Origin of the sequence: Maribacter antarcticus DSM 21422, from assembly GCF_000621125.1 — a bacterium.
Lineage (GTDB): Bacteria > Bacteroidota > Bacteroidia > Flavobacteriales > Flavobacteriaceae > Maribacter > Maribacter antarcticus.
In genome coordinates this window covers 99,223-119,281 of record NZ_JHZC01000007.1, presented here as the reverse complement: position 1 = coordinate 119,281, position 20,059 = coordinate 99,223, and the positions used below count along the sequence as shown (strand labels likewise).

18 protein-coding genes and 1 pseudogene are annotated in these 20,059 nt (G+C 36.7%); 12 read left to right on the top strand and 7 right to left on the bottom strand.

Annotated features, from left to right (window positions below; all coding sequences use genetic code 11):
• Positions 1-148 precede the first annotated feature (148 nt).
• The 4 genes from Q360_RS26555 to Q360_RS24585 all read left to right on the top strand — a co-directional run bounded on the left by Q360_RS26555 (position 149) and on the right by Q360_RS24585 (position 1,905).
• Positions 149-913 carry a DUF5009 domain-containing protein gene (locus Q360_RS26555; RefSeq protein ID WP_245603215.1) on the top strand — a complete coding sequence of 255 codons (765 nt, stop codon included), beginning with the start codon at positions 149-151 and terminating at the stop codon, positions 911-913.
• 24 nt (positions 914-937) lie between these two features.
• Entirely contained in the window at positions 938-1,231 is a 294-nt protein-coding gene (locus tag Q360_RS26550) for a DUF418 domain-containing protein (protein WP_245603214.1), read from the top strand.
• A 96-nt stretch (positions 1,232-1,327) separates the two neighbouring features.
• Complete coding sequence (locus Q360_RS25695; protein ID WP_156950044.1) at positions 1,328-1,465, top strand: hypothetical protein; 138 nt, start codon at positions 1,328-1,330, stop codon at positions 1,463-1,465.
• A 209-nt stretch (positions 1,466-1,674) separates the two neighbouring features.
• On the top strand, positions 1,675-1,905 hold the full coding sequence (locus Q360_RS24585) for a hypothetical protein (RefSeq protein ID WP_156950043.1): 231 nt from the start codon (positions 1,675-1,677) through the stop codon (positions 1,903-1,905).
• Positions 1,906-2,573: 668 nt separating this feature from the next.
• Here Q360_RS24585 and gltX read toward each other — a convergent pair.
• The 3 genes from gltX to Q360_RS26540 all read right to left on the bottom strand — a co-directional run bounded on the left by gltX (position 2,574) and on the right by Q360_RS26540 (position 5,198).
• The gene (gene gltX, locus Q360_RS0107410; RefSeq protein ID WP_027076524.1) at positions 2,574-4,088 is read right to left on the bottom strand and encodes a glutamate--tRNA ligase; all 1,515 of its coding nucleotides are present in this window, start codon (positions 4,086-4,088) and stop codon (positions 2,574-2,576) included.
• Between the two features lie 571 nt (positions 4,089-4,659).
• Positions 4,660-4,905 (bottom strand): fatty acid desaturase family protein, encoded by a 246-nt coding sequence (locus Q360_RS26545; protein ID WP_245603213.1) that lies wholly within the window; start codon positions 4,903-4,905, stop codon positions 4,660-4,662.
• A 119-nt stretch (positions 4,906-5,024) separates the two neighbouring features.
• Complete coding sequence (locus Q360_RS26540; protein ID WP_245603212.1) at positions 5,025-5,198, bottom strand: hypothetical protein; 174 nt, start codon at positions 5,196-5,198, stop codon at positions 5,025-5,027.
• A 72-nt stretch (positions 5,199-5,270) separates the two neighbouring features.
• Between Q360_RS26540 and Q360_RS0107390 the strand changes: the two genes are divergently transcribed.
• The 5 genes from Q360_RS0107390 to Q360_RS0107370 all read left to right on the top strand — a co-directional run bounded on the left by Q360_RS0107390 (position 5,271) and on the right by Q360_RS0107370 (position 12,820).
• Positions 5,271-8,729 (top strand): DUF4175 family protein, encoded by a 3,459-nt coding sequence (locus tag Q360_RS0107390; protein ID WP_027076521.1) that lies wholly within the window; start codon positions 5,271-5,273, stop codon positions 8,727-8,729.
• Entirely contained in the window at positions 8,722-9,141 is a 420-nt protein-coding gene (gene ybeY, locus Q360_RS0107385) for an rRNA maturation RNase YbeY (protein ID WP_027076520.1), read from the top strand. Before Q360_RS0107390 ends, ybeY begins: the two co-directional genes overlap by 8 nt.
• A gap of 5 nt (positions 9,142-9,146) precedes the next feature.
• Entirely contained in the window at positions 9,147-11,015 is a 1,869-nt protein-coding gene (gene mnmG, locus Q360_RS0107380) for a tRNA uridine-5-carboxymethylaminomethyl(34) synthesis enzyme MnmG (RefSeq protein ID WP_027076519.1), read from the top strand.
• Positions 11,016-11,226: 211 nt separating this feature from the next.
• Positions 11,227-12,054, top strand: a complete 828-nt coding sequence (locus Q360_RS0107375) for a class I SAM-dependent methyltransferase (protein WP_027076518.1) — start codon at positions 11,227-11,229, stop codon at positions 12,052-12,054.
• Between the two features lie 259 nt (positions 12,055-12,313).
• Positions 12,314-12,820, top strand: a complete 507-nt coding sequence (locus Q360_RS0107370) for an OmpH family outer membrane protein (RefSeq protein ID WP_027076517.1) — start codon at positions 12,314-12,316, stop codon at positions 12,818-12,820.
• A 47-nt stretch (positions 12,821-12,867) separates the two neighbouring features.
• Here the strand turns inward: Q360_RS0107370 and Q360_RS0107365 are convergent, their stop codons facing one another.
• From Q360_RS0107365 to rnr, 3 genes are all read right to left on the bottom strand, one after another.
• The gene (locus Q360_RS0107365) at positions 12,868-13,545 is read right to left on the bottom strand and encodes a LysE family translocator (RefSeq protein WP_027076516.1); all 678 of its coding nucleotides are present in this window, start codon (positions 13,543-13,545) and stop codon (positions 12,868-12,870) included.
• Between the two features lie 6 nt (positions 13,546-13,551).
• On the bottom strand, positions 13,552-14,229 hold the full coding sequence (locus tag Q360_RS0107360; RefSeq protein WP_027076515.1) for a head GIN domain-containing protein: 678 nt from the start codon (positions 14,227-14,229) through the stop codon (positions 13,552-13,554).
• 101 nt (positions 14,230-14,330) lie between these two features.
• The gene (gene rnr / locus Q360_RS0107355; protein WP_027076514.1) at positions 14,331-16,514 is read right to left on the bottom strand and encodes a ribonuclease R; all 2,184 of its coding nucleotides are present in this window, start codon (positions 16,512-16,514) and stop codon (positions 14,331-14,333) included.
• Between the two features lie 626 nt (positions 16,515-17,140).
• Between rnr and Q360_RS0107350 the strand changes: the two genes are divergently transcribed.
• From Q360_RS0107350 to Q360_RS0107340, 3 genes and pseudogenes are all read left to right on the top strand, one after another.
• On the top strand, positions 17,141-17,572 hold the full coding sequence (locus Q360_RS0107350) for an RpiB/LacA/LacB family sugar-phosphate isomerase (RefSeq protein ID WP_027076513.1): 432 nt from the start codon (positions 17,141-17,143) through the stop codon (positions 17,570-17,572).
• 477 nt (positions 17,573-18,049) lie between these two features.
• Positions 18,050-18,891: pseudogene (locus Q360_RS22695) on the top strand (cation diffusion facilitator family transporter).
• Between the two features lie 2 nt (positions 18,892-18,893).
• Complete coding sequence (locus Q360_RS0107340) at positions 18,894-19,340, top strand: GNAT family N-acetyltransferase (RefSeq protein WP_027076512.1); 447 nt, start codon at positions 18,894-18,896, stop codon at positions 19,338-19,340.
• 26 nt (positions 19,341-19,366) lie between these two features.
• Here Q360_RS0107340 and Q360_RS0107335 read toward each other — a convergent pair whose 3' ends face one another.
• Positions 19,367-19,741, bottom strand: coding sequence for a hypothetical protein (locus tag Q360_RS0107335; protein ID WP_027076511.1), 375 nt, complete (start codon positions 19,739-19,741; stop codon positions 19,367-19,369).
• Positions 19,742-20,059 lie beyond the last annotated feature (318 nt).

Genomic DNA, 20,059 nt, shown 5'->3' with positions numbered 1-20,059 from the left:
AATAAACAAGAGTTCTTGGGAAACAACTCCTAATACAAAGCTATGTTAGCCAAAAACAATCGGATTTCTTCTATTGACATTATGAGAGGGTTCACCCTCTTTCTAATGTTGTTTGTGAACGATTTATTTACTAGGTGTTCAAAAATGGTTGGTTCACACTAGCATACAAGAAGATGGGATAGGTTTGGCAGATTGGGTTTTTCCTGGATTTTTATTTATGGTAGGCCTTTCTATTCCATTTGCATTTATGGCTAGGAAAAAACTAGGTCAGTCGAATATGCAGCTACTTAAGCATATCCTCATAAGATTTTTAAGTTTGATACTTATGGGTGTTTTTATAGTAAACAGAGTCGACTATAATGCAGCGCTAACAGGAATGAATAAAAACCTGTGGCTTATACTCGTGTACATATCCGTCTTTCTAATTTGGAACAAATACCCAAAAGCGCCATCATATAATTCCATTTTTAAAATATTAAAAGGCATTGGTGTTTTAGGCCTAATTATATTGGCCGCCGTATACCGCTCTGGAACGCTAGAAAACCCCGGGTGGATGCATATAGGCTGGTGGGACATACAAGGGTTAATTGGTTGGGGGTATTTGGTGTCAGCACTTACCTACTTTTGGCTCAGTGATAGAATATGGTCAATTGTTGGTGTTTGGTTCGTTTTCATTGTATTGAATATTTTGGCTCAAACCCCGTATACTGCATTTCTAAGCCCTATTAAGCCTGTCTTTGGCGTTGTTATAAGCGGGAATGTACCCTCTATTGTGCTTTCTGGACTACTTATAGGCATATTGATAAAAAGGTATAAGGCGGATTATAAACAGTTTTTAAGTTTTGTTATACCAATTGGTTTTATTTTTTTAGCGCTGGCTTTCTTTTTGTGTAATTGGTTCATTATTTCTTAGCTCATTGGCACGCCGTCGTGGGTAATGCTGTGCAATAGCATTAGTGTCTTGGTATTTGCGCTGTTGTTTTATGTGCTAGACGTTAAAAAATGGCAACGCTGGAGCAGTCCTTTTCTTCCAGCGGGTAAAAATTCTTTAACAACTTATTTAGCTCCAGACACTCTATATTACATAATTTGGGGGCTTAATCTGAACATATTGTGGTACAAACAAACCGAAATGCCTTGGTTGGCCGTTTCAGGGTCTTTGCTATGGGCTTTTATAATGCTTCGTTTTGCCTCATTATTATCCAGCGTACATGTTCAACTTAAGCTTTAAACTGAAATGAAAAATTTACTTTTTAGCATTGCCTCCTTCTCTATTTGATTTTTCACCAGTGCACAGAATGATACTTTGCCGTTAAGGGGTCTAGCAATGTCCGTTCCAGTTAAGGAAAACGTAGACCGGTTTGTAAAATTTATAGATGTAGCATTAGCTCCAAGAGCAATTAACACATTGGTGTTGCCGGTAGGTTATAACTATCAATATACACCCTACCCAGAATTGGTATGAGAAAATAGCCCTTCTCAATATGATGTTAATAAGCTAGTGGCTGCATGCCAAGAGCATGGCATTAGCATTTTGTGACACATCAATTTGTTAGGCAATCAATCCTGGCACTAAGATTTGAAAATATGACTACAAGTGTATCCGAAATTTGATAAAACATCTAGTGTTCAGCTACCAGAAAAATAGGAGTGGCCAAATGAAGGTGGTCTTTATTGCAAGAGCAACTGTCCTTGCCCTCAGAAGCACATGAGATAATTTTTGATTTGGTAGATGAAATAACACTAGTATTTAAAGCAAATAACTTCCATGCCGGAATGAATGAGGTTTTTTACTTTGGAGAAGAGGAATGCCCTCGTTGTAACGGCAAGGATAAAGATAAGCTGTTCGCGGGAGAACCCACGAAAATCAGAAACCTCTTGGCACAAGCAGATAAAAAACTATAGATATTGGGGTGGCCGTTTATTGAATGGGTAAACTACCGGACTTGGCATGTGGGAAGTTAACATAAGCAATACACACCATGCTATTGATACAATTCCCAAAGATATTTTGATATGCGACTAGCATTATGAGCGCACAGAACCTACTGCTGCTTATTTTGCGCTAAAAGGCTTTGCTGTAGCTACTTCTTTGTGGCGTAATGGGGCTGTTGCAAAAGAGTAATTCGCAGTTCTTGAAAACATTAGAAAAAATGCTAATGAATAAACCGCTAAACATATCAAAAGAATTATGCATACCCCATGTAGTTCTGCATCCTAGCTACTAGATAGGTTTTACGCTACATTGGCAGAAAACAAGCTAGATGATGCGACATGTTTTAAGGTGCTTTTCTGGTGAATGATGCTAACCGTTATTCATTTTAAGCCACTTGGCGCTTAGTTTTTCAAAGAGTAGTGCTGCCTTTAACAGCGTAGATAGAGAGTATCAAAAAGTAATTTCGCTCCAAAGAGTTTTCGTAACAAAAGCGCTTTCAGTGTTGCACTTGAACTGATATATTATGAATTTCCATTCGTTGTAAAATAGCATCAAGAATGGTCTGCAGCATACTGTACCAAACAGTTATACGTAGTGCCAGTTTAACCCCTTCCCTCCCTAGCAACCCTTAAGTTAATCACCCTAAAACAGCTATCGCTCTTTCTATTCGAGACACCGTTTCTTCTTTGCCAATTATGCCTATAATATCAAAAATATGCGGGCCTTTCATATCGCCTACAAGTACTAGTCGCAAGGGTGGCATTACTTTACCGAACGCAAGCTCCTTTTCGTTTATCCAAGATTTTACATTGGTTTCCAACGTTTCAGACGTAAAGTCGGTTTGGGTTATTAAAACCTCCAACAATTGATTCATAATATCAGCTGTTCCTTCTTTCCATTGCTTTTTAGTAGCCTTTTCATTGTATTTCGAAGGGGAAACAAAGAAATAATCACTCAGTGGCCAAAAATCAGAAACAAACGTGGCGCGCTCCTTAATCAAGCTAACAACTTGAGCAACATACTCGGGGGTCCGACTACGTTCTTTTACATCTGAATATTCCTGAAGCTCTGTTAAAAATCTACTTGCCAATTCTGCGTCATTTCGAGACTGCATATATTGCTCATTATACCATTTGGTCTTGTCGGGGTCAAACCGGGCCCCCGACTTGTTTACGCGCTCAAGGGAAAAGGTTTCTATTAGTTCTGTTAAACTAAATAGTTCTTGTTCTGTTCCTGGGTTCCACCCCAAAAGTGCCAAAAAGTTAACTACAGCCTCTGGAAAATAGCCTGTTTCTTTATAGCCTACAGATTCATTCCAGGAAAGTGGAAATACGGGAAACCCACCTTTTTCGCCATCGCGCTTACTCAGTTTTCCTTTCCCTACAGGTTTCATTATTAAAGGAAGATGTGCGAACTCAGGTGCATCCCAACCGAAGGCATCATACAATTGTTGGTGAAGCGCTAAAGATGGAAGCCATTCTTCACCACGGATAACGTGGGAGATTTCCATTAAATGGTCATCTACAATATTCGCCAAATGGTACGTTGGCATGCCATCACTCTTGAACAAGACTTTATCGTCCAAAACATTGGAGTCAATTTCCATCTTCCCTCTAATGATGTCATTCAGGGGTACTTTCTCATCTGGCTTCGTAAGGAAGCGGATTACATAATCTACTCCAGAAGCCAAGCGTTTTTCGACTTCCTCAGGCATTAAAGACAGAGAATTGTCCAACTTCAATCGGTTATGCCAATTATAAATAAACGTTTTTCCTTTTACTTCATGGTCTTTCCTATGAAAATCGAGTATTTCTGTGGTGTCAAACGCATAATACGCTTTTCCTTTTTCAATCAGTTCGTCGGCATACACCTTATATAGTTCCTTCCTTTCACTTTGACGGTACGGACCAAATTTGTCTTTAGGCTTTTCGGGGCTTTCGTCAAACGGAATCCCACACCAATTCAAGGCATCTATGATATACTTTTCGGCGCCTTCCACATATCGGTTCTGATCAGTGTCTTCTATCCGTAGTATGAAATCGCCGCCATGTTTCTTTGCGAACAAATAATTAAACAATGCCGTACGAACGCCCCCAATGTGGAGGGGTCCCGTTGGACTCGGCGCAAAACGAACACGAACTTTCTTACTCATAGCTAATAATTAAAATGCAAAGATAGTGTATGCACTAGGAGTAGAAAAGCGTGGGGTAATCAGACAAGAGCAAAGAGCGTCAACAACAGTACTAGCTATTCAACACCATATCTTTTGGAATACGTGGGGTTATTAATTTAAACCATAAAGAGGGTATAAAAACAATACCATAGGTGTTGGATAACCGTAGGGCATTTGTGAGGAGATGTCATGATGATACAGCACCTGATATTTTTTGGAAGATTTTAAATAATGGTCATCGTGGCGGGTTAACTCGTACAATACAATGCTTCCAATAATGTACTTCGCACACTCTTTCATAAGAGCCAGAGAGTAATTACATACGCAAAGCGCCGTAATGTGCTATGTTATTGACTGTTTCCAACATCAAGAACCCAACGGCCCCAGAACAAAATGCAACCAGCAACCCCAAGGAGCCAAACATCTTGAATACCGCAACAAGGTAAAGTGACTGAAATATAGCGTGCCAAGACATGAAGTGCTTTATAGGTATAAAGGGTAGCCCCTTGTGCTTTAATAATTGAGCTTGTAATTTCCAAACACTACCATATTACCGTATTGTAGCCGTTATCACAAAAGAGTATACCGATTGGTTAAGCCTTGCTGTAGCTAGGTCTTCAGGAGTTGCGGCGTTGGCATGTTGTCCAAAATCATACTCAATATAAAAGTGCATATAATGAGAGGGCAATACTAAGATTTTAGCAAGCGTTCGTTGCAGCTTGTTCTGGCGGTGACCCAATTCATGCGCTACGTTTATCCCATTGGTGCCCAAAACAATTCCGATGGAAAGCCCCATGCTTTCTAATTCGAAGCGTTTATAAGTATCCGTAGATAAAGTAACTAGCCAAAAAGACCGAATACTAAGGGTATATTGAAATATAGCATCCAATCAAAAAGTTTGCTTTTATTTATTTCCTAGCAATCTTCCCCTTGTAAATTGCTGGCGTTTTGGGGCAACAGTGGTTCTAGAATTGGAACAATTACAAAAGCATAGAACGGCGTAAAGAAATTCCAATGTTCTTTAAAATAGAAACTAATAATTACAGAGATAGGTAATGTCAACACGGCAAAGTATTTTAAATCCTTCATATGGTAGCTTTTAACAAATTTTTCTAATCGAAAAATTCAATAAGAGGTATCTTGGTATTAAAATACTTCAAATTGCGCATTTACAATAGCATACTGGATAAGCTTAACGAGTTCATCCGAAAGCATTATACTCAAAAACTAATCAAGGGTGTCTTGTTATTCCTCGCTTTTGGGCTTCTTTTCTTTTTAGCGGTCATGGGTATAGAATATGCACTTTGGTTGAATTCCACAGGGCGATTGATTCTATTTTTTCTTTTTTTGGCTACCGAAATTTTTTTGCTCTTCACTTACATTCTTACTCCGCTGTTTTATCTGTTCAAACTAAGAAAAGGAATTACACCAAAAGATGCGGCACTGCTCATTGGAAAGCATTTCCCTAAGGTGGGAGATAAGCTTTACAACTTATTAGATTTAGTGGAAAATCCAGAAAGATCAGAATTGTTGCTTGCCAGCATAGCGCAACGCTCTGAGCAATTGAGTCCAATTCCGTTTTCCAATGCAATAACCTATAAAGATGCATTGCGCCATAGTAAATACATCCTAATTCCTCTGGTCATTGTTGGCCTGCTATGGCTTTCAGGCACTTGGAGTTCCTTTTTTAGTTCTTATGAGCGTGTTATCAACTATGATATGGCCTACGAACCCCCGGCTCCTTTTCAATTTGAGCTATTGTCAAAAGACCTTATCGTTATAGAAAGTGACCCTTTTACGTTTCAGGTTAGGACGATGGGGCCTATAAAACCCGAAAATATATATGTTGTATTGGACGGAAAGGATATCCTATTACAAGAAAATAACGGTAAATATCAATACACACTTTCTCCTCCGTTAAGCACATTCATCTTTAGTTTTAAAGGGAATAAGGTACGCTCAAAAGAATATCAATTAACCGCCTTAAAAGCACCAGCAATAGTGGGTTTCAACATTGATCTGCAGTATCCCACCTATTTAAACAAACCCAACGAAACCCTAAAAAGCACAGGCAATGCCCTACTGCCCGAAGGGACAAAAGTTACTTGGAAAATTACAGGACAAGATACAGAACAAATTAGATTGATTACAAAGGATACCGTATTACCCTTTGCGAAAGAGAAGAACATGTTTGCACTCTCTAAACGAGTATATGCAGATATGGGGTATCAATTAACTACCTCAAACACAAATGTAACAGACTATGAAAAATTGGATTATACCTTTAAGGTAATAAGAGATGAATACCCAACGGTTACCGTCGTTCAGATTATGGATTCTATTAGTCCCAATATTTCATATTACTCTGGCGAAGCAGCTGATGATTATGGGGTTTCGTCTATTGATTTGGTGTATTACGAAATAGGAAAAGAGCTAAATAAGAAACGTGTTGTTATTAGCAAGGCGCAAGGAAATTTTAAACAGTTCTACTACACCTTCCCGTCTGGTTTGGCCATTGATGCCGGAAAAAACTATGAATTTTACTTTTTGGTAACAGATAATGATGGTCTCCGTATGGGTAAAACCACTAAGAGTCAGCTGTTTAGACAGGTGTTATTTAATTATAACCAGCTGAAAGACAAAGAGTTAGAGTCTCAACAGCGCTTAATTAACAACTTGGATAAGTCCTTAGAAATGGTTAAGGAACAAAAGGATGCCCTAAAAGAATTGAACGCCCAACAGAAAGAAAAGAACAGCTTAAATTTTAATGATAAGAACCAAGTAAAGGATTTTCTTAAAAAGCAAGAACGGCAAGAAGAGCTCATGCAAAAATTCAGTAAGCAACTTAAAGAAAATCTAAGCAAAAGTGATGCAGACGACAAGCTTAACCAGCTTTTACAAGAACGCTTGGAACGACAAGAACTAGAAGCACGTAAAAACGAAAAACTTTTAGAGGAGCTGAACAAGATTGCAGACAAAATAAACAAAGAAGAGCTAACGAAGAAGTTAGAAGAAATAGGTAAAAAACAAAAGACTTCCCAACGTAGCCTAGAACAACTAGTAGAGTTGACAAAACGGTATTATGTTACGGAAAAGGCGGCACAGCTATCTAAAGACTTGGAGAAATTAGCAGACAAGCAGGATGCCCTTGCTGGAGATAAAATTAATCCAAACACCACTGAAGAGGAGCAAGAGATACTAAACAACCTATTTGATGAATTGGCTGAAGAACTTGATGAATTACAAAAGGATAACGAAGCCTTAAAGAAACCAATTGACCTTAACGTTAGCGAAGACGTCAAACAAGGCGTGAAAGAGAATCAAAAGAAAGCGCTGCTGGAAATAACGAAACACCAAGGAAACGAACAGGCTTCCGACATGAAGAAGATGGAGCAAAATGCTTCAAGTGCCAAGAAAAATCAAAAATCCGCTGCCAAGAAAATGAAGGAAATGAGCGAAGTGCTTAGCGAATCTTCGTCTGGAGGTGGTGGTGGATCTTCAGTTGCGGAAGACGCGGATATGCTACGTCAGATATTAGACAACCTAGTTGTTTTCTCCTTTAAACAAGAAACCCTGTTTGATAAATTAAGCGTGCAAGATCCAGAAGATGTTTCTCAATATGGTATAACCGTTCGCGACCAGAAAGAACTCAGAGGTTTATTTGAACATGTAGACGATAGCCTTTTTAGCCTTTCCCTTCGACAAGCAGAACTTTCAGAATTCGTAAACGAACAAATTACAGAGGTTTATTATAATATAGACAAGTCGCTGGTAAGCATGGCCGAGGGACAAATGTATCAAGGAGTATCCTACCAAAAATATGTACTTACAGCATCCAATAGTTTGGCAGATTTCTTAGCCAAAGTGTTAGAAAACATGAACCAAAGCATGCAGCCTGGACAAGGGGAGGGAGAAGGGCAAGATGGGTTTCAGCTACCTGATATTATAAAAGGACAACAGTCTCTTAGCGAAAAAATGGGTAAAGAAGGCGAGAAAGGGAAACAAGGAAAGAAAGGTGAATCTGGACAAGAGGGAAAAGATGGACAAAACGGTAAAGCAGGTAAGGACGGAGAACAGGGACAAAACGGAAAAGAAGGAGATGGACAGGGGAAAGGCGGTAAAAATGGAGAGAACGGCAAAGGGGAAGGAAAAGGAAAAGGTGAGGGAAATGAGGGTGATTCTAGACAAGGGATGTCAGAAGCAGAACTACAGGAAATTTATGAGATTTATCAAGAGCAGCAGCGCATCCGTCAAGAACTAGAGAAACAACTCGAAAACATGATAAACAATGGTGATCGCAACCTAGGAGAAAAACTAGTGCGACAGATGTTAGATTTTGAAAATGACCTCTTGGAGAACGGCATTACCCAGCGTGCTATTAATAAAGCCAACACCCTACAGTACGAGCTTCTAAAACTGGAAAACGCAGCATTAAAACAAGGAAAAAAATCGGAACGAAAGAGTAGTGCCAACCAACAAGACTTCACAAATCCTATTACAACTAAACCCTCACTATTAGAGAATTATCGGAATGAGGTTGAAATTTTAAATAGACAAGCCTTACCTTTGCGCCAAAATTTTAAGACCAAGGTAAAAGCTTATTTTGAAGGCAATGACTGATTTCCATTATGAAACTGATTTTAACCTGGAGGACGAAAGCAAATTCCTTGCTTGGATAAGCAATGTATGTATGTCTGAAGGATTTGCCTTGGGTGATTTAAATTACATTTTTTGTAGCGACGCCTACTTGCTTACTATCAACCAAAGCTATTTACAACATGATGATTATACCGACATCATCACCTTTGATTATACGGTTGGAAAAGTGCTTTCGGGAGATATTTATATTTCGACTGAACGGGTTTCGGAGAACAGCGTTAGTTTCGAGGTTTCCTTGCAAAACGAATTACTGCGAGTGATGGCGCACGGGTTGCTTCATTTAATGGACTACAAAGACAAGGAGCAGGAGCACATTGTTGTGATGCGCGCAAAAGAAGATGAAAAAATAAAAATGTTCCACGTGGAACAATAGAGCTTATGTTTGGAGAAAATTACGACGTTATTGTAGTAGGAGGGGGTCACGCTGGTGCAGAGGCAGCAGCGGCAGCAGCAAATATGGGTTCTAAAACCTTACTGGTTACCATGAACCTACAATCCATTGGTCAGATGTCCTGCAACCCTGCAATGGGGGGTATCGCAAAAGGACAAATAATTCGGGAGATAGATGCCCTTGGTGGCTATAGCGGAATCGTTACGGATAAATCTGCTATTCAATTTAAAATGCTCAACAAATCCAAAGGACCTGCAATGTGGAGTCCTCGTGCGCAGAGTGATAGAATGCGCTTTGCTGAGGAATGGCGTTTGATGCTAGAGCGTACGCCAAACGTAGATTTTTATCAAGAGATGGTTTCTGGATTAATCGTTGAAGGCGGCGCCATTGTAGGTGTACGAACCTCATTAGGAATCGATATAAAAAGCAAGGCAGTAGTATTGACAAACGGTACATTCTTAAACGGACTAATCCATATAGGAGAGAAACAGTTTGGTGGTGGTAGAGCAGGTGAGAAGGCAGCAACAGGAATTACCGAGCAACTATCTAGTTATGGCTTTGAAAGTGGTAGAATGAAGACAGGCACCCCTCCACGTGTTGACGGTCGGTCACTAGATTATTCTAAAATGATCGTACAACCAGGGGACACACATCCTGAAAAATTTTCTTATACCGAGACGTCATTGTTAAAAATACAGCGGGATTGTCATCTCACACATACTAGCGCAGTGGTTCACGACTTGCTCCGTGACGGATTTGATAGGTCCCCCATGTTCAACGGAAGAATACAGAGTATAGGCCCGCGCTATTGTCCCTCTATTGAGGATAAAATACATCGATTTGCTGACAAAGACAGTCATCAAATGTTTATTGAGCCCGAAGGATGGAATACCGTAGAAGTTTATGTGAACGGTTTTTCAACATCTTTACCTGAGGATGTACAATTTAAAGCACTTCGTTCAGTTGTAGGTTTTGAATCCGTGAAATTCTTTAGACCAGGATATGCTATAGAGTACGATTATTTCCCCCCAACACAACTAAAACACACTTTAGAAACAAAACTGATTGACAACCTATACTTCGCTGGACAGATAAATGGTACAACCGGTTATGAAGAAGCCGCCTGTCAAGGTCTTATGGCGGGAATTAATGCGCATCTAAATATAAGCGAAAAAGAGCCGTTTATACTAAAACGCGACGAGGCCTATATTGGTGTTTTAATCGATGACCTTATTACCAAGGGCACCGAAGAGCCTTATAGAATGTTTACATCCAGGGCAGAATACAGAACCTTACTACGCCAAGATAATGCAGATCTTAGATTAACGCCAATGGGGCACGCAATCGGAATCGCTTCTGACGAACGCTTAAAACGCATGGAGAAAAAACTTTCCAAATCTGATTCGTTTCTGCGTTTTTTTAAAGAAACCAGTGTTCTTCCTAAAGATATTAATCCCATCTTACAAAGTGTTGGTTCCGCCACGGTTAAACAATCAGATAAATTGTTTAAAGCTTTTTCAAGACCTAAAGTTACTATGGAACATATGCTAAGCTTAGCACCTGTTGCGTCGTTTGTAGCTGATAACGACCTGGACAGTGAAGTGCTAGAACAAACCGAAGTCCAGGTAAAGTATTCGGGCTATATTGCTAAAGAAAAAGTGAATGCGGATAAACTTCTCCGCTTGGAGCACGTTAAAATACCTGATGGATTTGATTACTCAAAGCTACAATCACTATCCTATGAAGCAAGAGAAAAGTTATCGGCAATCCGACCTGTCACTATTTCACAAGCATCAAGAATTAGCGGTGTCACCCCTAGCGATATAAGCGTTCTTTTGGTCTTCTTAGGACGGTAATTAAAATTGTTCCACGTGGAACAATTTAAACTCTAATCAATACAGAAACCTTATGAAACTATGATTAGTTTTGTAATTGTCCGTTTTGATATAAATGGCATATCTATAAGCAAAATTATTAAGCAACCGTTGGCTATTTTAATCCACTGAGAATCAAAACCTATTAAACCATTATACTCGTTCATCTTTTATTTTTATCTTTAAAATCTAAATGAAACCATATTTAAAATCTAAAGACTATTTTTATACCAAAGAAGAGTTTGATGTTTTATTTGATCCTACAACCGAGATGCTTGTTACCTCCCCTATCCCGGAGAATCTAGCAAGCTATTACCAAAGCGTTAATTATATTTCACATTCTGACCAATCGCAATCTCTCATTGACAAACTCTATATACTTATAAAAAACTACAGTATTAAGCGAAAAGTTAACCTACTTACTTCTCTTTTACCTACAAAAGGATCCCTATTAGATATAGGTGCCGGTACTGCTGATTTTCTTGTTGCCGCCCAGAAGGACAATTGGGATATTACAGGAGTGGAGCCTAACCCTTTGGCAAGGACAAATGCAACCGTAAAAGGGATATCTCTTTATGAAAACCTTTCTGCAGTACCTAACCCTAGTTATGATATTATAACCCTTTGGCATGTACTTGAACATTTACCAAATATAAATAATCAATTAACCCACATTACAAGCCTTTTAAAAAAAGGAGGGTTTCTAATTGTGGCGGCACCAAATTATAAATCTTATGATGCCCACTACTACAAAGGCTATTGGGCGGCATTCGACGTTCCTAGACATCTCTGGCACTTTTGTAAAGAATCAATAGTAAAACTATTGATTCCGCACGGTTTAGAATTAGCACAAACAAAGCCTATGTTATTTGATGCGTTTTATATCTCCCTTCTCTCAGAAAAATACAAACACGGAAAAAATAAATATATTTCTGCTTTATTTCGCGGTTTTGTATCAAATATGAAAGGATTAGCTTCTAAAGAGTATTCCTCCCACATTTATATTCTAAAAAAGCAATAACTCTTATTTACAAGTTATTTCCTGTCCTTGTGTGATGCATACCTATGTTATCTGTGTGATTCTTTTTAAACTCCTTTAGAACGACTTTTACGAGGTATAAAACGATAGTAATAACTGATCAAAAACCAATTTACTATCAGTTAATCAAATATAATATAATTTTCACTTAACGTAATAACACTATTGGGTATAAAAACTTAGAAAAAACGAATGCATTTGAAAACCTTTATTACTTTTGCGCAACATTAAAATAAAAACAATGAAAAAAATTATCCTTGGTTTGGCCGTTTTAACAATCGTAGCCTGCCAACAAGAAAAAATTGGATACGTTGATAACGTAAAGTTAATGAACGAATATCAAGAAAAAATTGATATTGAAGCAACTTTCAAGGTAAAAGCTGATGCGCTTACAAAAAAAAGAGATAGTATTTCTCAAGCTTTCCAAATTGAAGCTCAAGACTTCCAAGCTAAGGCACAAAGCATGCCGCAACAAAAAGCTCAGGACGAATATGCAGCATTCCAACAAAAAGGTCAATTCATTGGGCAGCAGCTCCAACAAGAAGACCAACAACTGCAAGCAGAAGGCCAAGTCCAAATGGATAGCGTTGTCAGCAACGTTAAAAAGGAAATTGAAGCCTATGGTAAAGCTAACGGTTACAGTTACATTCTAGGCGGTGGTGAGGGTGGTAGCGTTCTTTACGGAACAGATGCCAACAATTTAACAGATGCCGTAGTTACAATGCTTAATGCAAAATACGTAAAGTAAAACAATATTGTTTTGCAATCTAGAACCTGGCCAAAGTGCCGGGTTTTTTAGTCTCTGATACCTTCTATCTTCTCAATGCCTTTTTCTATGGTAAACTGATTCTTGGGAAGGAATCCTTTAACGATAAGTACTATTCCACATATGACCAATACAACGCCCACACCTTTCTTTACAATACGTATCCGATTATATGTAAGCTTTCTCTTTAACTGCTTCGCTAACAAAATTTTAAATAGGTCCGTCGTAAAATAAGCAATTAACATCGTTCCAAAGAAGACTCGTATTCTTACAGGTTCATTATCTAAACTAGGTCCTACAATAATTATAACGCCTAACCAAAAAACAAGAACTCCTATATTTATAAAATTCAATAAAAACCCTTTAACAAAAAGTTCTAAATAGTCGCCCTTAGTGACTTTAATAGGTGCACTGGCATCTGCTTTTACACCTTGTTTAAAAAATGTGGTAACCCCATATACCGAAAGAATGGCACCACCAAAGACGTATAGACCTGGTTGATTGCTTAAATTTTCCAACAATTGGTAACTGCTAAAATAAGCAGCTAAAATAAATAGAGTGTCGGCAACGATTACACCAATATTAAAACTCAATGCGGCTCTAAAACCTTTAATTGCACTGGTCTCTAGTAATACAAAAAATACAGGACCAATCATAAAGCTTAACAAGAAACCTAAGGGTATTGCAGCCTGTACGTCTTCAAACATAAATTATTACATTCTTTTTATATTCCCTCCAAACACAGTTTTCTCATCTACCTTGGAAGGGTTTCCATATAAGAGAACTTCGCCACCTGCCTTCACACTTACCTTTACGTAATCACTGGCATAAATTTTTGCTCTACTTCCTGCATTTACATTAATAGTAGTGAATTTAGTTTTAAACTCTTTCCCTTCATACGCCCCACCAGTGTTTATTTGAATATCTTGAAGCTTCGCCATTCCTGTTGTATGAATAACCCCCCCAGATACTGCCTTTACCAACATTTGCTCTACGGAGGCTTTAATTTTAATTTCTCCGCCCTCCTGTGCTTTTAGTTCAAGTATATCTTGTTTGATTTCGTCTTCACTTTGTATAAACGCATCCTCGTTAACATCAATAACTACTAATTTATTTGTGTAATAAATATCGACGAACGTTTTATAGCCACTGAAGATTTTGCCTAATTGCATACGAACTTTAAGCACTCCCTTATTATTAACTATATCCACCTTATCAGTGCTTTCTCCAGTAATTACCGCTTTATTTACTGTAGATTTAATCAAGTTAATAGATAAACCATCAAAACCTTTCAATTCTTTAAAATTATCCAAGACCTTTGTAACCTTATTATCTTGTGCAATAGAGGACTTAAATCCTATAAGCAACAACAGAATTAAAAAATGTTTCATTTTGTTTGTTTACATGAGAAACGGTGCTTTGATAATATTGCCGTTTGACAACCCTAGTTCTTTACTACACGCCTTTACGTCAAATTCTGTTTCAATACCTACTATTCGTTTTTGCCCAATAAAGCAAAATCTAGATGTCGTTTTATTAAATCGCTATTTTTTACCATTACAATTACCTCGTCTCCAAGTTGGTATATTTTCTTAGTACGCTCTCCTACGATAGCATATTCTTTCGCATCAAATATATAATAATCTCCTTTGATATCACTTATACGAACCATTCCCTCACACTTGTTCTCTATTATTTCTACATATACACCCCATTCTGTAACACCACTAATAACACCTATAAATTCCTTGTCCTCATGGTCCTGCATAAATTTAATTTGCATGTATTTTACAGAATCACGCTCCGCGCTTGCTGCAAGACCTTCCATGTCTGAAGAATGCCTACATTTCTGCTCCAGTGGTTCTGACTTCACACTACTACCTCCATCTAAATAATGTTGCAACAATCGATGCACCATTACATCTGGGTACCTCCGTATCGGCGAGGTAAAATGACTATAATAATCAAATGCTAACCCATAATGTCCAATATTATCTACAGTATACACCGCTTTACTCATACTGCGTATGGTAAGAGTATCTACTAAGTTCTGTTCCTTTTTCCCTTTTACGTCGTCTAAAAGCTTATTTAAAGATGCACTAATTGATTTCTTATCTTTAAAATCTAGCTTATGTCCAAACCTAGAAACAATACCGTTAAGAGCCATTAACTTATCCTCGTTAGGATCATCATGAATACGATACACAAAAGTCTTTTTTTGCTTTCCAATGAACTCGGCCACTTTTCTATTGGCAAGTAACATAAATTCCTCTATAAGCTTATTGGCATCCTTTGCTTCCTTGAAATAAACACCAACAGGTTCATTATCACTATTTAAATTAAAACGAACCTCTACCTTATCAAAAGATAATGCACCTTGATCCATCCGTTTAGCACGCATAATTTTCGCCAACCTATTCATAGTCAACGTTGCCGTTACTACCGTATCATCCACGCTATAAGCACTATCTCTAATACTTATATCCCCAGGAATATTTCCATTCTCTTTTTCTATAATGTATTGGGCTTCCTCATAAGCAAATCGCTCGTTTGAATTTATAACAGTTCTTCCGTACCATTGGTCAACAACATTACTCTTATTATCCAGTTCAAACACGGCAGAAAAAGTATACTTTTCTTCGTTGGGGCGTAACGAACAAGCATTGTTAGACAACACTTCTGGCAGCATAGGTACCACACGATCCACTAAATATACCGAGGTCGCTCGTGCGTATGCTTCATCATCTAGCACCGTATCCTCTTTAAGATAATGAGAAACATCTGCAATATGAACTCCAATTTGATAATTACCATTTTCAAGTTCTTGAAATGAGAGGGCATCATCAAAATCTTTAGCATCTTTAGGATCTATAGTAAAGGTTAACTCCTCACGCATATCCCTTCGTCTACTAATTTCTTCTGGTTTTATACTTGTATCCAAGTCATCTGCAAAACGTTCTACTTCCAGTGGAAACTCATAGGGCAACCCATATTCCGCTAGTATAGAATGTATTTCTGTATTGTGCTCACCTGGTTTACCTAAAACCTCCGTAACCTTACCAAAAGGAGAGCCTACATCATCCGGCCAACCAGTAATTTCTACCACGACCTTATCTCCATCTTTTGCTTCCTTCAATTTATCATTGGAAACAAAAATATCGGTGTACATTCTAAAATCAGTTGGTCTAACGAACGCAAAAGTTTTCTGCATGTCAACAATACCTACAAACGTGACTTTATTACGCTCTATTACTTTATGAACTTCGCCTTCTAGCTTCTTACCTTTTTTTCTAGGATATATAAACACTTCAACGACATCCTTATGAAATGCTTTATTGATCTTATTATTAGGAACAAAGACGTCACCATCCATACCTTCTATCACTATATAGGCATTTCCTCTACCCGTTATATCTACTTTACCTTGGTGGTATGTTTTCGTATCCTCAAGCATCTGGTAGTTCCCTCTATCTACCTCCGTTATGCGCCTTTTTTCCTTTAACTGAACCAATCTTTTTATTAGGGTATTTCTATCATTAGTATCTGTAATACCAATTTTTGCTGCAATTTGCTTATAATTAAAAGTATTATTTGGTTCCTTTTCTAAAACTGTAAAGATACCCTTAGTAATTTCGTTTGTTTTATGATTTCTCGCCTTCTTATTTCTATTCGACATTAAAATTTTAATTTGTTGGAAAATTACGAATTATATTCCACTACCATTGTTAAGTCATTTTAAGCTTGTATTATAATTATTTTAAAGTTTATCAACAGTAATATCATATTGTTCCATTTCTTTTAAATTTTATATAAATTATTGATGTTTATTATAGCATGTTAATAGCAGGTATAACTAAAAATGGGTTTACTTGATTTTATGAGATACCAATACTTGTTCACAGACCATAAGTCATAAGATAGTTTGATAATCAGAAATTTAATAAAGTTATCAGTAGCGGTTGATAACCTATTTAAACATAAAATTATTAATAAGTTTATTAGAATTTTATGTTCACTAAGCCTATTTTTTTCTTTAAAACTACTTGACTAGTTCTTAAAACAAATTTAGTTTATACTGTGTAAAAAAAGTAAGCAGAATAGAATATTAACTAGCAAATTTTATAATATAGACTTATTAACATATGTTAACATACTTAACCCGTTTTTTACTGCACTAATGAACAACCTTTAAAATTAAATATAAATATAATGTTGTGAATTGTTGATTTCTTGTTGTGAACAATGGTATATCGTACATTTGTATGTAAGGACCCCTATCTTAATAATCTAAAAACTTAGCACATGAAAATAGCTATAGGTAATGACCATGCTGGCACCGAATATAAATTAGCGGTAATAGGGTTACTCAAATCCAAAGACATAGCAATAACAAATTATGGTACTGATGGATCGGATAGTGTAGATTATCCAGATTTTGTTCACCCTGTCGCTAAAGATGTTGAAGATTCAAAGGTAGATTTTGGTATTATTATATGTGGTAGTGGTAATGGAGCTTCTATGACGGCTAATAAACATCAAAAAGTACGCGCTGCATTATGTTGGACAACCGAAATAGTAGAACTAGCACGCGCTCACAATGATGCTAATATTTTAAGCTTACCAGCACGGTTTATTTCTTTGCCTCAAGCGCTTGAAATGGTTACTACTTTTCTCAATACGTCATTTGAAGGTGGAAGACACGAAAGGCGTATAGAAAAAATATCCTGTGTTTAAATGAAATGTATTTAAACTTAGAAAAAGTACTACCTACCAGTTCAAGTATAAATTACACATGCAATAGACTTTTGATATTGTTACTGTTTTTGACGCCTAATAATGTCTCTTCATTAGGAAAAATATTTAAAAATCTATTTTTTAAAGTAAGTAAACTATACCTAGCGTTGTAACCGCTGATGGAATTAAAGATTATGAGTTATGTGTATGAAAATATATAGTAGGTAATAACACCCAGTTGCATGGTTATTTAGAATCAAAAGAAAATAGACTTTTGTTTTATACTCCTATGTATCTCTACTAATTTTTGAAACACGACTAGGTGTTAAAATAGCTCAGGTACAAATTGTAGCGAACAATACCTTTAAAGATTATAGCTAAGATATATATCAATAAATGTAGTTTTATTTAAAAAGAATGAAACATTTTCATTCAAATAAAAGTCATTCACACCCCGATTTAAGAGGCTAAAGTTTTATTATTTCCATTTTACTGACTATAGTTATCACTGTGGCTCAAGTTATAGGAGGGCTCCTATCCGGGAATCCTTCTCTGCTTTCGGATGCACTTCATAATTTTAGTGATGTTATTTCGTTTATTTTCAGCTATATAGCGACCGTACTATCTAGAAGGAAAGCTTCTACCAATAAGACTTTTGTATATAAACGCGTAGAAATTATTACTGCTTTTGTTAATACCTCTTCCTTAATCGTTGTAGCTCTTATATTGATAAAAAAGGTAGTAGTACGGTTTATAAATCCACAAGAAATAGAGTCAAATTTAGTTATCTGGTTATCTTTAGTTGTTATTGTAGGCAATGGATTCAGGGTTCTGTTGCTAAAGAAAGATGCTAATAGTAATATGAAATCTGTTTATTTGCATTTATTATCCGATATAATGGCATCTGTAGCGGTATTGATAGTCGGTCTTTTAATGATGTTTTTTAAATGGTATAGGCTCTTTTAGCGCTAGCAATTGCTATTTATTTGATTTTTATGGGATATGATTTGCTAAAGGATTCTACCGGGGTATGGATGTTATTTACACCTAACACCATTTAAAAACAAGAAATAGTAGAAACAATAAAGAAGATAGTGCCAGTTAAGAATGTACGTCATGTTCATATTTGGCTATTAAACGAGGACGAATTACATTTAGAGGCGCATATAGATTTTAAAGAGAATATACGCTTGTCACGTTTTGATGTTATTTTGGAAGAAATTGAAAAAGACTTGTTCCATAACCACGGTATTAATTACGTAAATATTCAACCAGAATTTGGAAAATGTGGCAGTAAACAGATAATTGTACAGGATTAGACATGAACATAACGGTAAAAAGGTTTGAGGAACTTAACACAACAGAACTCTATAACATTCTTCGGCTGCGTGCTGAAGTTTTTGTAGTAGAACAGGACTGTGTTTATCAAGATGTAGATGATAAGGATAAAAAGGCATTACATGTTATAGGAACTAATAATGCTAAAATAGTAGCCTATACACGTATTTTTGCAGCGGGTTTATATTATGATAATGCCAGTATTGGAAGAGTGGTTGTTGCCAAAGAAGAAAGACGATATGGTTATGGAAAAGTAATAATGGAAGCTTCTATAGAAGCGGTTAAGGAACATTTGAAAGAAGAGACTATTAAAATATCAGCTCAGGAATATTTAAAACATTTCTATAATAAATTAGGCTTTAAAGAACTTGGAGAAGGATATTTAGAAGATGGTATACCGCATATAGCAATGATTAAAAATGGGGCATAGCTCTACTTTTTTAAGGTGTTTATTTTTTATATACGTATTGGTGTTTTATTACTCAGGTTGATATCTTCCAACATCATATCCGTGAATTTATAATGGCCCCGCGTAGTAATAATTCGAAAGCGATTGGAGCGCATTCTACTTAAAGTATCCAAGAATAGCCATTTTGATTTTAGTAAACTTGGCTTTGCTGATTTCAAGCTAATTTCAAAAAAATACTTTCTACCATTTTTCATTGCCACGATATCTGGCGTTATTTTTGTGTCCCCTCCTTTTCGAGTGAAAGATTTTGGAGTCTCGTAGCCCTCCATGTCTGCTTTTATATTTTCAAAACCAGTAGCTTCCAAATGATGAATCGATTTCTCTAAAAACGCTATGTTCTCTGTTTTGTCTACTTGTACCATGGCAAAAAAGGTACAAAAAAAAAATCAAAAATCAAAACTACTGTTGATTAACAATAACTTACCATATTTCACACTTCTGTATTCTTGTCTAGGGTGTTTTTTTAAAATCGCAAAGGTATATGAGTGTTTTAGACCCTTCGGTTGGTTAGAATAAATCTAGTTTTCTTGAGCATAATGATTTTATCGCCCAAAGGGTTAAAAAATACCACAAACAACAATATTCGGACTAAGATGGGCGATTAAACAAACATAAACCAACTATATAGTCTAAAAAAAAAGGCTGAATTAAACGATTTGTAAGCTTGTTTTTAATCATAA

Coding starts and splice junctions, on each gene's coding strand:
- Q360_RS26550 (WP_245603214.1), top strand. CDS start 938: ATGCTGTGCAATAGCATTAGTGTCTTGGTATTTGCGCTGTTGTTTTAT.
- Q360_RS25695 (WP_156950044.1), top strand. CDS start 1,328: ATGTCCGTTCCAGTTAAGGAAAACGTAGACCGGTTTGTAAAATTTATA.
- gltX (WP_027076524.1), bottom strand. CDS start 4,088: ATGAGTAAGAAAGTTCGTGTTCGTTTTGCGCCGAGTCCAACGGGACCC.
- Q360_RS26545 (WP_245603213.1), bottom strand. CDS start 4,905: ATGGGGCTTTCCATCGGAATTGTTTTGGGCACCAATGGGATAAACGTA.
- Q360_RS26540 (WP_245603212.1), bottom strand. CDS start 5,198: ATGAAGGATTTAAAATACTTTGCCGTGTTGACATTACCTATCTCTGTA.
- ybeY (WP_027076520.1), top strand. CDS start 8,722: ATGACTGATTTCCATTATGAAACTGATTTTAACCTGGAGGACGAAAGC.
- mnmG (WP_027076519.1), top strand. CDS start 9,147: ATGTTTGGAGAAAATTACGACGTTATTGTAGTAGGAGGGGGTCACGCT.
- Q360_RS0107375 (WP_027076518.1), top strand. CDS start 11,227: ATGAAACCATATTTAAAATCTAAAGACTATTTTTATACCAAAGAAGAG.
- Q360_RS0107370 (WP_027076517.1), top strand. CDS start 12,314: ATGAAAAAAATTATCCTTGGTTTGGCCGTTTTAACAATCGTAGCCTGC.
- Q360_RS0107365 (WP_027076516.1), bottom strand. CDS start 13,545: ATGTTTGAAGACGTACAGGCTGCAATACCCTTAGGTTTCTTGTTAAGC.
- Q360_RS0107360 (WP_027076515.1), bottom strand. CDS start 14,229: ATGAAACATTTTTTAATTCTGTTGTTGCTTATAGGATTTAAGTCCTCT.
- rnr (WP_027076514.1), bottom strand. CDS start 16,514: ATGTCGAATAGAAATAAGAAGGCGAGAAATCATAAAACAAACGAAATT.
- Q360_RS0107350 (WP_027076513.1), top strand. CDS start 17,141: ATGAAAATAGCTATAGGTAATGACCATGCTGGCACCGAATATAAATTA.
- Q360_RS0107340 (WP_027076512.1), top strand. CDS start 18,894: ATGAACATAACGGTAAAAAGGTTTGAGGAACTTAACACAACAGAACTC.
- Q360_RS0107335 (WP_027076511.1), bottom strand. CDS start 19,741: ATGGTACAAGTAGACAAAACAGAGAACATAGCGTTTTTAGAGAAATCG.